Source organism: Fodinicurvata fenggangensis DSM 21160 (assembly GCF_000686045.1).
Taxonomy (GTDB): domain Bacteria; phylum Pseudomonadota; class Alphaproteobacteria; order Kiloniellales; family DSM-21159; genus Fodinicurvata; species Fodinicurvata fenggangensis.
In genome coordinates this window covers 159,777-171,682 of the sequence record NZ_JMLV01000007.1, presented here as the reverse complement: position 1 = coordinate 171,682, position 11,906 = coordinate 159,777, and the positions used below count along the sequence as shown (strand labels likewise).

The following is an 11,906-nucleotide window of genomic DNA, read 5'->3' as shown; positions in this document are numbered from 1 at the left end:
CTGACCAACCGATTTCTGCGCCATAACCGCCCCCAATCAGCAATGTGTATTCCAAAATTGAATCACATCTCTGATTTCCGCGCAAAGGTCTCCAGCGTGAGGATTATTATTTATTATCAATAGTTTAACTAGATTCTTGCATTGAAGCTGTGGCCTTTAGACATGTCTCCGGCGTGAGGGGACGGGACCATGGCCGCTGGCGCTTTTGATGAAAGCGGTGTAGTTTGGCGATGTCTTCAACTTGGGGGTGCGAGGACATGGAAGCCGCAATCACGTTCATCCTGTCCAACTTCACGCTGAGCTTCTTCGTGCTGGGCCTTGTGGTTGCGGGCGTGGCGCTGCTGCGCATGAAGAAGCCGCCAACGCGTGAAGATGTGGCGGAAAAGCTGCTGGCCTGGTTCCTGTTCTTCTCGATCGGGGTCAGTTTCTTCTACAACTTCGTCATGCATGTCTTCTTCGGCGCCATGGCGGCCGCTTTCATCGGCTGGGCGGACAGCCCCTTCCAGGCCGAGGTGGGGTTCGCCAGCCTGGGCTTTGCCGTGGTGGGCTTCCTGGCCTGGCGCGGCGGCTTCGGCCTGCGCCTGGCGGCCGTGGTGGGACCGGCCTGCTTCCTCTGGGGCGCGGCCGGCGGCCATGTTTATCAGATGATCACGGCGGGCAACTTCGCCCCCGGCAATGCCGGCGTGATCTTCTATAGCGACATCCTGATCCCGCTGATCGGCTTCGGACTGCTGTGGTGGCGCTGCCGGGCGGGGCGGGGGTGAAGATTGACTCCGTGAAGGGGGCGTCAGACCTTTAAACGATCAGGGCTGGCGCGAGCCGAAGAGGATGATCAGGGCGTCGAGGATGCAGGTGGCTGCACCGATCACATCCCAGCGGCCGGGCCGGACGCCTTCGACCGCCCACATCCAGGCCAGCGAGGAGAGGATGTAGATACCGCCATAGGCGGCATAGGCGCGGCCGGCGAAATCGGCGTCGATGCGGGTGAGCACTCAGGCGAAGAGGGCCAGGCAGGCCAGGCCGGGAACCAGCCACAGTGCCGAGCGATCCAGGCGCAGCCAGGCTCAGAAGGCAAAGCAGCCGCCGATCCCGGCAAAGGCGGCCAGGACATAGGCCGGAAGGGTCCCCAAGGAGGCGCCTCCTGCTTCAGGCGGTCAGTTCCGCCATGACCTGGGCGCCGATCTCGAAGCTGCGCAGCCGTGCCGTGTGGTCGTGAATCTGGCCGGTCAGCATCAACTCGTCGGCCCGGGTGCTCTCCAGAAACTGCCGGATCTGTGCCTTCACGCTGTCGGGGTTGCCCACGGCGGTGCAGGCCAGCGCATGGTCCAGCATCTCGCGGGCCGGGCCCTCGACCTGCTCCAGGAAGCGGGCGTCGGGTGCCGGCAGCGGCCCCGGACGGCCCTTGCGCAGGGCCACGAAGGCCTGCTGCAGCGAGGTGAAAAGCAGGTTGGCCTGCTCGTCGCTGTCGGCGGCAAAGAGGTTCAGGCCCAGCATGACATAGGGCCGGTCGAGCTGTGCCGACGGCTGGAAGCGGCTGCGGTAGATGTCGATGGCGTTCATCATCTCGCCCGGCGCGAAGTGCGAGGCGAAGGCATAGGGCAGGCCCAGCGCGGCCGCCAGCTGCGCGCCGAAAAGGCTGGAGCCCAGGATCCAGATGGGTACGTTCAGCCCGGCGCCGGGCACCGCGACCACTTTCTGGCCCGGCTGGGGATCGGCGAAGTAGGCCTGCAGCTCCTGCACATCGTGGGGGAAGGCGTTGGGATCGCTGTCCAGGTTGCGGCGCAGGGCGCGCGCCGTGGTCTGGTCCGAGCCGGGCGCGCGGCCCAGGCCCAGGTCGATGCGTCCGGGGTAGAGGGATTCCAGCGTACCAAACTGCTCGGCGATCACCAGCGGCGCATGATTGGGCAGCATGATGCCGCCGGCGCCCACCCGGATGGTCGAGGTGGCCTGGGCCACATGGCCGATGACCACCGATGTGGCGGCAGAGGCGATGCCCGGCATGGAGTGGTGTTCGGCCAGCCAGTAGCGATTGTAGCCCCAGCGCTCGGCATGCTGGGCCAGGTCGCGCGTGTTGGCAAAGGACTGCGCCGCGTCGCCGCCTTCGACGATGGGTGCGAGGTCGAGAATGGAGTAAGCCGTCATGATGCTCCGCCGGGTTGGATATAAGGGACTCGTACCTTGCAGTTTGGCATGGCCGCGGGATGAAACAATGGCCGGGCTGCGCGCACGGGGGTTGTGGCAACTGCATGGCCGGCGTTTTGGGAGCAGTGCTGTAGGCAGGCGCTTGGCCTTGCCATCTGTGCAAAGGTGTTTCGAGGCACCCCTTGCGGGGTGCGCCTCAACATGAGGGTTTCTTTAACTTGCTGATAGTAAACAAAAAAACATCCTCATGCTGAAGTGCTCGACCGACAAGTCGAGCTTCGAAGCAGCCCGGCACCGGCAGTGCCGCAGGCAGCGCTTGAGAGGAAGAGTGTACCCCGTCGGGAGCAGTAGACAGCAGTTGCGGTTGGTGTATAGCAGATTGTTCATGCGGCCCCGATCAAGAAGGCCGCACCGTATAGGAGGGTTCGATGCCTTTCATCTCGTTGCTGTACTTCCGAACGGCGGCCGTCTTCCTGCTGGTGGGGATCCTCATGGGGTTGCAAATGGCGGCCACGCATGATCACAGCACCCTGGCCGCCCATGCCCATGTCAACCTGCTGGGCTGGGTGACGCCGGCGCTGTTCGCCGGCTACTTCGCACTGAACCCATCGCAGGCTGAGCGGCGGCTGGCCAGGGTGCAGTACGGCGTCTATGTCGCCGGCGTGGTGCTGATGGGGCCCATGCTCTACCTGATGCTGCGCGGCCGGCCGGAGCTGGAGCCCGTGGTGGTCTTCAGCGCGCTGCTGGTCTTCGCCGGCGCCATCCTCTTTGCCGTGATCGCCTTTACCGGTCCGGCGCGGGTTTCGGCCCCGCGCGTGGCCGCGGAATAGGCGGGTTCAGCTTCCCCCCTCGCTGTCGGTGAAGGGATCGCCTTCCGCCAGCCAGTTGTCGAACAGGCGTTGGCGGAAGGCTTCGGTGCGGGCGTACCATTCGCTGTCCTCCCAGATCGCGGTGCCCAGGTGGTGCTCTGCCGTGGGCAGCTGCGAGGTGATGGGGGCCAGTGTGCGCTCGTCCAGGCCCAGGTGCCGCATGGCCGAGTGCCGCGAGGGACCATAGGGAATGTGGCGGACCTGTTCGGCCATGCGCTCGGGCCGGGTGGCGAAGGCGATGAACTGCTCCGCCAGTTCGGGCTGGTCGCTGTTGGCGGGAATGGCCCAGGCGTCGTAATCCAGGATCTGGTTGTCCCAGATGATCGAAATGGGGCTGCCCTGGGTGCGTTCTTCGAAGAAGCGGCCGTTGAAGCCGCTGGCCATGGCAACCTCGCCCTCGGCCAGCAGGCGTGCGGGTTCGGAGGGGTCCTGCCACCAGACGATGTCCTCGCGAATGTCCTGCAGCTGGCGGAAGGCCAGGTCCATGCCGCGCCGGGTGCTGAGCAGGTCGTAGAGCTGGGAGCGGGGCACGCCATAGGACAGCAGTGCCCATTCCAGGATGGCGCCCGGCATCTTGCGCAAGGCGCGCTTGCCCGGGAAGCGCTCGGTATCGAACAGGTCCTCGATCTTCGTGGGCTTTTCGCCGGGAAAGGCGCGCTCGTCATAGGCAACGACGGTGGAGAAGACCAGCTGCACCACCGCACAGGGCAGCAGCGCCCCCTCGATGAAATCCTCGCGCGCCGGCGTGCCGTCGGGCGCGGGCGGCAGGATGTCGGGATCGATGGGGCGCAGCAGTCCCTCGCTGCAGCCACGGCGGGCATGGGCGGAGACCAGGTCGATGACGTCCCACTCCGTTTCGCCGTTCTCCAGCTCCGCGCGCAGGTCCGACAGTTCGCCCTCGTACTGCACCACCTTGACCTCGACGCCGGTTTCCTCTTCGAAGGGATCGAAGTAGGCGATGCGCTGGCTTTCCTCGTAAACGCCGCCCCAGGAGACCACGGTCAGGGTCTCGTCCTCGGCCGCAAGGCCGACGGCAGGGACAAGGAGGAGCCCCAGAACCAGGGCCGGCACGGCTTCAGGCCGCTTCATTTTCCTCCCTCCGCAATTCCCGGGAAATGTCCAGATAGGCGCTGATGACCACGCCCTCCGGCGCCACGCCGATGAGGCGTCCGTCCTGCGAGGAGACAACGGGAGCGGCTTCCCCCAGGAAGTCGACCAGGTTGTCCATCGCCGCGCGGATGCTGGTGGTTTCGTCGAAGATCACGGGGCTGCGCACGCAGGCCTGTTCGGCCGTGCACTCGGGATCCTGCGCCAGGATATGGCGTGCCGTGAGCGTGCCCAGATACTGGCCTGCGGAATCGGTGACGAAAAGGCTGTCCCAGCTTTGTTCGCACAGGCGCGCACGCAGGTCGCCCAATCGGTCCTGCCGGTCGCAGCGGGGGAATTCCTTGACCATGTAATCGGTCAGGTAGGTGTGGGACAGGATCGCGCCGTCCCGTCCCCGGGCCAGGTCGCAGCCCCGCTTCAGCAGTTGCACGTCGAAGATCGACCGCCCGAACAGGCGGAAGGCGACCAGGTTGGCAAAGACCACCGACACCATGGCGGCGATGGTCAGCGGGTAGCTGCGCGTCAGCTCGAAGACGACGATGATGGTGGTCAGCGGCGCGCCGATGACAGGGCTGGTCACCGCCATCATGCCGCAGATCGCATAGACGACGATGCCCGAGGTATCAAAGGGCGAGAACTGCGCGACGATCATGCCGAAGAGCGCCCCGAAGAGGATGCCGATCAGCAGCGAGGGACTGAAGACGCCGCCGGGAAAGCCGAAGCCGAGGCAGAGCGCGGTCAGGACAATCTTGGCCACCACCAGCAGGGCCAGTTCGTGGCCGGCGAAGGCGCCCTCGATCGTGGCGAAGCGCAGCGCCTCGTAGCCGATGCCCATGACCTCGGGCAGCTCAAGGGCCACCAGGCCCACGGCCAGACCCGCCAGCATGGGCCGGAAGGCGAAGGGCAGGGACATGCGGCCCGAAAGATTCTGGCAGGCAAGGATCAGCTGCATGAAGGCGATTGCGATGAAGGCGCAGAGAATGCCCTCGAGGGCGAAGAAGACGAATTCATAGCTGTGCTTGACGCCTTCGAAGGCGACGGTGAACAGAGGCTCATGCTCGAAAACCACATTGGCGAAGACATAGCCGGTTGCCGCCGCCACCGTGGTTGGCGCAAAGGCGCGCAGGGAATAGTGCCGCAGGATGACCTCGTGTGCGAAGACCAGCCCGGCAATGGGGGCGTTGAAGGCGGTGGAGATGGCGGCTGCGACGCCACAGCCGATGGCGACCCCCTGCAGGTGGGCGATGCCCAGGTTCAGGCGGGCGCCCAGTGCGCCGATCTGTGCGCCCATGTAGGCCATGGGGCCGTACTGTCCGACGGAGGCGCCGGCCCCCAGGGACAGTGCCGCCGCCAGGCTGGAGACCAGACCGTCGCGAAAGGACGGCATCGAGGTGCGTGTCTGTACGGCCAGGATGGCATCCGGCGGCGTGAAGCCGCGGCCCTGCGAAGTCAGACGCGCGAGCATGAGTCCCACGATCAGTCCGCCCAGCGTCGGCGCCAGGATGGTCGCCGCCATGACCAGCAGCGGCCTGGTTTCCCAGATGATCCGCGCACGCGGGGCGACAAGCAGCAGGTCGTTCAGCCAGGCCACCAGCTCCACGAAGCCGATGGCGGCCAACGATGCCAAAGTGCCGATCGCGATACTGAGCAGCGCCAGAACCGTGATGCGGTAGAGCGCCTGCATTGCGAACCCCCGCTCGAACGCCTCCCCTTGTGGCGGGCAGTATGCCGCTTTCAACGCCGATTGCCCAACATTTCCTTGTAGTTTCCGGGTGGGATGCTGGCGAGCGGGGCAATCCACCTGTGCCAAGGCTGTTTCGAGGCTTCGCGCTTTCGCACTCCGCACCTCAACATGAGGCTAGTCCTAAAGTATTGAATCAAAATAGAAAATTCCCTCGCGCTGAGGTGTGCTCCCGCAAGGGGGCGCCTCGAAGCGCCCTGGCCCAGGCGCTGCCATTGGCAAGTACCGGCATGTTCCGGACGCGCTGTACGCGTGTATCCATGCCACCAGACACCTTGTCCGGCAGAATGTAGGGTCATTCCGCCCAGACTGCACTGTGAGGCAAGGCCTGCAGATGGTCGCCGAAATTCAGTACCTGGTCTCCGGAATAGAGGACGAGCCCAATAAAAGCGCGTTCGCCGGCAATGTTATCGCGAAACCAGCGCAAACTCTTGAAGGCGTTTTTACTCAAGGTAGCAGAAGATTTTACCTCTATACCCAGAAGTGCACCGTCTGATTGTCGTTCCACCAGGAAATCGATCTCGTGCTGTTGGCGATCGCGGTAATGGTACAGCCGATAGTCCTCTTCCAGATCGCTCAATGCCGCAAGTTCGTTATAGATGAAGGTTTCTACCAGCTTGCCAATACGGTCAGCATCATACTGAACCTGCTCCATGCGCCAATTCAGAATACTTGCCATAAGACCGCTATCCGACATGAACAGCTTATCCTGTTTTCCAACGCGCTCGTAATCGGTCTTTGTCCAGGCAGGGACACGATCGACAAGATAAAGTGCTTCGAGTGCCGCGAGATAGCTCTCTACTGTGGGGCGTTTGATTGAGAGGCCGGAGGCGATATCCGCGATCGTCAACAACTTGGAGGACCATGCCGCGACGATTTCTACCAGCCGGCGCATGGCATCGTGGCGGTGGATGCGCGCTATATCGGCAAGGTCGCGGTCCAGAAGAGCTCTGATGTAGTCCTGGTGCCATTCCTGCCGTCCGCTTTTATCAAGCCCAAGAGCCTCCGGATAACCGCCCATGAATGCGAGATTGCCAATCTGCTCACGGCTGATCGGTGGGACTTTCTTTGGCAAATTCATGTTGAAGGCATTGTGAAGAAAATGCGGAGCCGTTCCTATGCGCTCGGCCTGGGTGAAGGGTCTCAAGCGAATTCTGGCAATTCGGCCTGCCAGGGATTCCTGGACCTGAGGTATGGCGGACAGGTTGGTGGAACCGGTTAATAGAAACTGGCCTGGCCGGAGGTCCTGATCCACCATAAGTTTGATTGCCGAAAGAAGTGCAGGTGCACGCTGGATTTCATCGATGATCAGTGTCTGCGCGTCGTGATGCACAAAGCTGATCGGATCCTCAAGTGCGGCAGCACAGATATTGGGGTTGTCGAGAGTCCGGTATTCCGTGTCCGCGCCGTGCAGGCTGCGTGCAAGCGTGGTCTTGCCGCACTGACGCGCCCCGGCCAACAACAGAACGCGTCGATCCTTCAATCGTTTTTCAACGCAGGATTGCTGCCAACGCTGAATCAGCTCTTTGTTCATTCTGGTCATTCACTCAAGCCACCGCAGAGAACAAGCCACTTCAGCGAGATTATAAAATTATAAGGCGCGAAATTACAAACTATATATGCGCGAAATTATAAAAATTTAGCGCGCGATTTTATAAATTTTCGGGATGAAATTCGGGCACGGGTGGGTTTTCTGGCCCATTGAGCCTCCACCATACGTGCCATCACCGAATCCCGGTGCTAAGCTGGCGACCATGAACGACTACAGTCCCCTATTCCAGAAAGGCGCGGATGCGACCGAGTACGTCAGCCTGGGTAAGGACGGCCTGGCGGTGGAGCGGTTGGGTGCGCGCGAATTCCTGACCGTGCAGCCGCAGGCCCTGTCGGCGCTGGCCGAGCGGGCCTTTGCCGACCTGGCGCATCGTTTCCGGCCCTCGCACCTGCAGCAGTTGCGCGCCATCCTCGAAGACCCCGAGGCTTCGGACAACGACCGCGAGGTGGCGCGCTCGCTGCTGAAGAACGCCGTAATCGCCTCGGCCGGCGTGCTGCCGTCCTGCCAGGACACGGGCACGGCGCTGGTGGTCGGCGAGAAGGGGCAGCAGGTGCTGACCGAGGGCGACGACGCCGCGGCCTTCAGCGCCGGCATTGCGCGCACCTATGCCGAACGCAACCTGCGCTTCAGCCAGCTGGCGCCGCTGAACCTGTTCGAGGAGCAGAACACCGGCACCAACCTGCCGGCGCAGATCGACATCTCCGCCGTGCCGGGCAACAGCTATGACCTGCTGTTCGTGGCCAAGGGCGGCGGCTCGGCCAACAAGACCTTCCTGTTCCAGCAGACCAAGGCGCTGCTGAACCCCGAAAAGCTGCACGCCTTCCTGGAAGAGAAGGTGGCCAGCCTGGGCACCGCGGCCTGTCCGCCCTATCACCTGGCCATCGTCATCGGCGGCCTGTCGGCCGAGCAGACGCTGAAGACCGTGAAGCTGGCCAGCTGCCGCGCCCTGGACGGCCTGCCCACCTCGGGCGATGCCACGGGCCGCGCCTTCCGCGACCGCGAGCTGGAGGCGCAGGTGCTAGAGATGACGCGCAAGCTGGGGATCGGCGCGCAGTTCGGCGGCAAGTACTTCTGTCACGACGTGCGGGTGATCCGCCTGCCGCGCCATGCCGGCAGCCTGCCGGTGGGCCTGGGCGTCTCCTGCTCGGCCGACCGCCAGGTGAAGGCGAAGATCACGGCCGATGGCATCTTCCTGGAAAAGCTGGAGGCGCATCCCGAGCACTATCTGCCCGAACTGTCGGAGGGTGCCGGCACGGCGCCGCTGAAGCTGGATCTGAGCCGTCCCATGGCGGAGATCCGCCGGACTCTGTCGGGCCAGCCGGTGGGCACCAAGCTGAGCTTGAGCGGCCCGCTGGTCGTGGCGCGCGATGTCGTGCACGCCAAGCTGCTGGAGCGCCTGCAGGCCGGCGAAGACCTGCCCGACTATTTCAAGGACCACCCCATCTATTACGCCGGGCCGGCCAAGACGCCGGAGGGCATGGCCTCGGGCTCGTTCGGACCGACGACCTCGGCGCGCATGGACCCCTATGCCGCGCCCTTCATGGCGGCCGGCGGCTCGCTGGTGACCCTGGGCAAGGGCAATCGCAGCCCCGAGGTGCGCCAGGCCTGCGCCGAGCACGGCGGGTTCTATCTGGGCACCGTGGGGGGCGCGGCCGCGGCCATCGCCCAGGACCACATCCGCAAGGTCGAGACCCTGGACTTCGCCGAGTTGGGCATGGAGGCGGTCTGGCGCATCGAAGTGGAGGACATGCCGGCCTTTCTGGTGATCGACGACCAGGGCAGCGACTTCTACGCGCGCTGAACTACCCTTCGTCCTTTCCGCGTGCTAAGAGCGGGGCGCAATGATCCGGGCCGTGCGCGCCGACAGGCTCGTTCGCAGATGTGACAAGAGCAACAGGAGACAGTTCACCATGACCTTCGATTTCGGCAGGACCGCCCTTCTTCTGGCCACGGGACTGGGGGCTGTGCTGCTGTCCACAGCGGCTCCGGCGCAGGAGACCGAACCCTTGGGCAGCATCGAGGCCACGATTGCCGGCGAGGCGGGAAACTGGGAAACCCTGGCGGTGCCGGCGGACGATGCAGCCACGGCGACGTTCCGCATCGGCGGTCAGACCACGCACATCGCCATACAGGGGCACGATCCCCAGGCGGATTCCCTGCTGAAGAACGTCCTGAACCTCGAGGCGACGCTGGCGGGCAGCAACGCCGATGCCGAGGTGCTGGATGCCGGCGTCAACCTGTTCCCCGACGGCCTGGACAATCCCTTCTATGTCAGTGAGGCCGAGGCTGGCGCAGCCAGCATCACCTTCGACAGCCTGGAGCTGGGCGACAGCGAGGGACGGGCCGAGGGCAGCTTCACGGCCACAATCTGCCGGCGCGAGGGAATCATGGCGGAGGCCGATTCCGACGACTGCCGCCGGGTCGAGGGCCGTTTCAGCACGGGGCTGCAGCTTCTGAAGGAATAGGCCCGGAGGTCAGAATTGGCTCGGGGGTAAGAATAGGCGGGAGGGCTCAGCGGGCCCTCGCGGCCTTCTGGATGGCGGCCAGGTAGACGCCGAAGCCGGTGAAGACCACACCGACGCCGTGATACCAGTGGAGCTGTTCGCCCAGGAAGAACACGGCCATCAGGCTGCCGAAGACCGGGATCAGGTGGATGAACTGCCCGCCCCGGTTGGCGCCGATCAGCTCCACCCCGCGGTTGAAGCAGAAATAGGCCAGGACCGAGGCGAAGCAGGCCACATAGAGCACGGCGCCGATGGTCGGCAGGTTGGCGCTGGGTTGGCGCCCGAAGGTCAGCTCGAGCAGGAAGACCGGAAACAGCAGGGCCACGCCGATGGTGAAGGTCACCGTGATGAAGCTGAGCGGATGGACCTGGGGCCGCTTGCGCAGGAAGACGGCATAGACGCCGTAACAGCAGAAGGCGATCATCAGGATCATGTCGCCGGGATTGAACTGAATGGACAGCAGCGCCAGCGGGTTGCCCTGGCCGACGATGATGCTGGCCCCCACGATGGACAGCCCCACGCCCAGCAGCTGCTTGGGCGTCATCGTCTCGCGGAAGAAGACGAAGGAAAAGACCACGATCAGCACCGGAATGGTCGATTGCAGCAGGGCGCCGTGCAGCGCCAGGGTGTGGTTCAGCGCGAAGTAGACCAGGGTGTTGAAGGCTGCGATTCCGGTGGCCGAGATCAGCAGGACGACCGGCAGGGAACGACGGATGACGGGCCAGTCCTGCAGCGTGCGCCGCCAGGTGAACGGCAGGATGATCAGGAGCGCCAGAGACCAGCGCATGAAGCCCAGCGCGATGGGCGGCACGTCCTCGTAGACCGCGCGCCCGATCACCACGTTTCCCGACCAGCAGAGCACGGCGGTGAGCAGCAGCAGATAGGGCATGTTGAACAGGCGGCCGGGCAGGCTGCGCTTCACTGCGCCTTCCGTTTCCGCCGTGCCGCTCTCTGGGCCGGTTTTCCGTGGTGAGGACCCCTCGGACATGCTTCCCCCCGACTGGAGTTGACGCGACTAGAGTTGGCGCGGCGCCGAGCCCAACCCGAGCGCCCTGTTCAGGACAGCGAGACTGTCCCAGGCTCGCCTTGTTCACAAGCCGGGAAGTTACAAGGAAAATTGTGAGTTCAGGGGCTGGCGGGTTGGTCCGGACAAGGGGCCTGGACGGGCTCAATCGTAGTAGACGCCCACCACCAGGTGCAGGCCGGCCACGCGGTGGCGGGGCAGGGCAAAGTCGCGGGCGGGGTTCAGCTGTCGCAGGATCACCTGTCCCGCGTCCAGGCGCACGAGCTGCTTGATCCAGGCGCTGTGGTCCCCGTCGACCTGGACCGCCGTGGCCTCTTCCTCCGGCAGGGCGGTGTCCGCCTCGGCCGGCAGGCTGTCGCGCGAGATCACCAGCACGTCCTTGCCCGGGCGCACCGGCCGCTGGGGATGGATCAACAGCAGGTCTCCCTGGCGGTAGCGTGGCTCCATGGAATCGTTCACCACGTACATGGCGAAGGCATCCGGCACGCCGGCCAGGGGCGCCGGCCGTTCGATCCACTCGATGGGGTCATAGGAGACCATCATGCCGTCGGGCCCCGCCTGGGCGCTGGCAAAGACCGGCAGGTCGCGCGCGCCCAGTGGCGCCGGTCGCGGCGGTCCGGCCACGTTTGGGGCTGGCTGTGGGGGGGGTGGCTGGGCCGGGGCGGGTGCCGGTTCGGTTGCCTCATGCTGCGCCCCCCGCGCCAGGCCGGGCGGCAGTTGCCCGGCTGCCAGGGCGCCGGGCTCCATGTCCATGACCTGGGCCAGCTGCAGAAGGTAGCGCGGCGCACGCGTCTGTCCGGCCTCCAACTGGGCCAGGGCCTGCTGCGTCACGCCCAGGCGCGCGGCCAGCTGTGGCTGCGACAGGCCGGCAGCCTGGCGCCAGCGGCGCACGATCTCGCCCAGGCGGTGCGGTCGTATCTCGCCCGTCTCGTCCATGATGTCCAAGCATAGGATCCTTTCCACAAGT

General features: G+C 64.7%; 10 protein-coding genes and 1 pseudogene. 4 read left to right on the top strand and 7 right to left on the bottom strand.

From position 1 onward, the window contains the following. Window positions 1-257 precede the first annotated feature (257 nt). On the top strand, window positions 258-764 hold the full coding sequence (locus tag BP38_RS0111515) for a DUF6790 family protein (protein WP_026987844.1): 507 nt from the start codon (window positions 258-260) through the stop codon (window positions 762-764). A 39-nt stretch (window positions 765-803) separates the two neighbouring features. Here the strand turns inward: BP38_RS0111515 and BP38_RS20375 are convergent. After that, window positions 804-1,130 (bottom strand): annotated as a pseudogene (locus tag BP38_RS20375) (YnfA family protein). A 16-nt stretch (window positions 1,131-1,146) separates the two neighbouring features. Next, the gene (locus BP38_RS0111505; RefSeq protein ID WP_026987843.1) at window positions 1,147-2,142 is read right to left on the bottom strand and encodes an LLM class flavin-dependent oxidoreductase; all 996 of its coding nucleotides are present in this window, start codon (window positions 2,140-2,142) and stop codon (window positions 1,147-1,149) included. 428 nt (window positions 2,143-2,570) lie between these two features. On the opposite strand from BP38_RS0111505, the gene BP38_RS0111500 reads away from it, so the two are divergent. Beyond that, complete coding sequence (locus BP38_RS0111500; protein ID WP_026987842.1) at window positions 2,571-2,972, top strand: heme-copper oxidase family protein; 402 nt, start codon at window positions 2,571-2,573, stop codon at window positions 2,970-2,972. Between the two features lie 6 nt (window positions 2,973-2,978). Here BP38_RS0111500 and BP38_RS20370 read toward each other — a convergent pair whose 3' ends face one another. The 3 genes from BP38_RS20370 to BP38_RS0111485 all read right to left on the bottom strand — a co-directional run bounded on the left by BP38_RS20370 (window position 2,979) and on the right by BP38_RS0111485 (window position 7,393). After that, entirely contained in the window at window positions 2,979-4,100 is a 1,122-nt protein-coding gene (locus BP38_RS20370; RefSeq protein WP_051609283.1) for an ABC transporter substrate-binding protein, read from the bottom strand. Beyond that, a complete protein-coding gene (locus BP38_RS0111490; protein ID WP_051609282.1) occupies window positions 4,087-5,802 on the bottom strand; it encodes a chloride channel protein in 1,716 nt (571 codons plus the stop codon). Before BP38_RS0111490 ends, BP38_RS20370 begins: the two co-directional genes overlap by 14 nt. A gap of 352 nt (window positions 5,803-6,154) precedes the next feature. Further along, entirely contained in the window at window positions 6,155-7,393 is a 1,239-nt protein-coding gene (locus tag BP38_RS0111485) for an ATP-binding protein (protein WP_051609281.1), read from the bottom strand. Window positions 7,394-7,613: 220 nt separating this feature from the next. On the opposite strand from BP38_RS0111485, the gene BP38_RS0111480 reads away from it, so the two are divergent. Together BP38_RS0111480 and BP38_RS0111475 are read left to right on the top strand one after the other, a co-directional pair. Beyond that, window positions 7,614-9,212, top strand: coding sequence for a FumA C-terminus/TtdB family hydratase beta subunit (locus tag BP38_RS0111480; protein ID WP_026987839.1), 1,599 nt, complete (start codon window positions 7,614-7,616; stop codon window positions 9,210-9,212). Between the two features lie 109 nt (window positions 9,213-9,321). After that, a complete protein-coding gene (locus BP38_RS0111475) occupies window positions 9,322-9,876 on the top strand; it encodes a hypothetical protein (protein ID WP_026987838.1) in 555 nt (184 codons plus the stop codon). Between the two features lie 46 nt (window positions 9,877-9,922). Here BP38_RS0111475 and BP38_RS0111470 read toward each other — a convergent pair whose 3' ends face one another. Continuing rightward, a complete protein-coding gene (locus tag BP38_RS0111470; RefSeq protein WP_081816620.1) occupies window positions 9,923-10,903 on the bottom strand; it encodes a DMT family transporter in 981 nt (326 codons plus the stop codon). A 180-nt stretch (window positions 10,904-11,083) separates the two neighbouring features. After that, window positions 11,084-11,875 (bottom strand): XRE family transcriptional regulator, encoded by a 792-nt coding sequence (locus BP38_RS21835; RefSeq protein ID WP_245602395.1) that lies wholly within the window; start codon window positions 11,873-11,875, stop codon window positions 11,084-11,086. Window positions 11,876-11,906 lie beyond the last annotated feature (31 nt).

Bases quoted from the DNA above. Each gene is read 5' to 3' on its own strand.
- BP38_RS0111470 (WP_081816620.1), bottom strand. From the start codon at position 10,903: ATGTCCGAGGGGTCCTCACCACGGAAAACCGGCCCAGAGAGCGGCACG.
- BP38_RS0111500 (WP_026987842.1), top strand. From the start codon at position 2,571: ATGCCTTTCATCTCGTTGCTGTACTTCCGAACGGCGGCCGTCTTCCTG.
- BP38_RS20370 (WP_051609283.1), bottom strand. From the start codon at position 4,100: ATGAAGCGGCCTGAAGCCGTGCCGGCCCTGGTTCTGGGGCTCCTCCTT.
- BP38_RS0111490 (WP_051609282.1), bottom strand. From the start codon at position 5,802: ATGCAGGCGCTCTACCGCATCACGGTTCTGGCGCTGCTCAGTATCGCG.
- BP38_RS21835 (WP_245602395.1), bottom strand. From the start codon at position 11,875: ATGGACGAGACGGGCGAGATACGACCGCACCGCCTGGGCGAGATCGTG.
- BP38_RS0111475 (WP_026987838.1), top strand. From the start codon at position 9,322: ATGACCTTCGATTTCGGCAGGACCGCCCTTCTTCTGGCCACGGGACTG.
- BP38_RS0111485 (WP_051609281.1), bottom strand. From the start codon at position 7,393: ATGAACAAAGAGCTGATTCAGCGTTGGCAGCAATCCTGCGTTGAAAAA.
- BP38_RS0111515 (WP_026987844.1), top strand. From the start codon at position 258: ATGGAAGCCGCAATCACGTTCATCCTGTCCAACTTCACGCTGAGCTTC.
- BP38_RS0111505 (WP_026987843.1), bottom strand. From the start codon at position 2,142: ATGACGGCTTACTCCATTCTCGACCTCGCACCCATCGTCGAAGGCGGC.
- BP38_RS0111480 (WP_026987839.1), top strand. From the start codon at position 7,614: ATGAACGACTACAGTCCCCTATTCCAGAAAGGCGCGGATGCGACCGAG.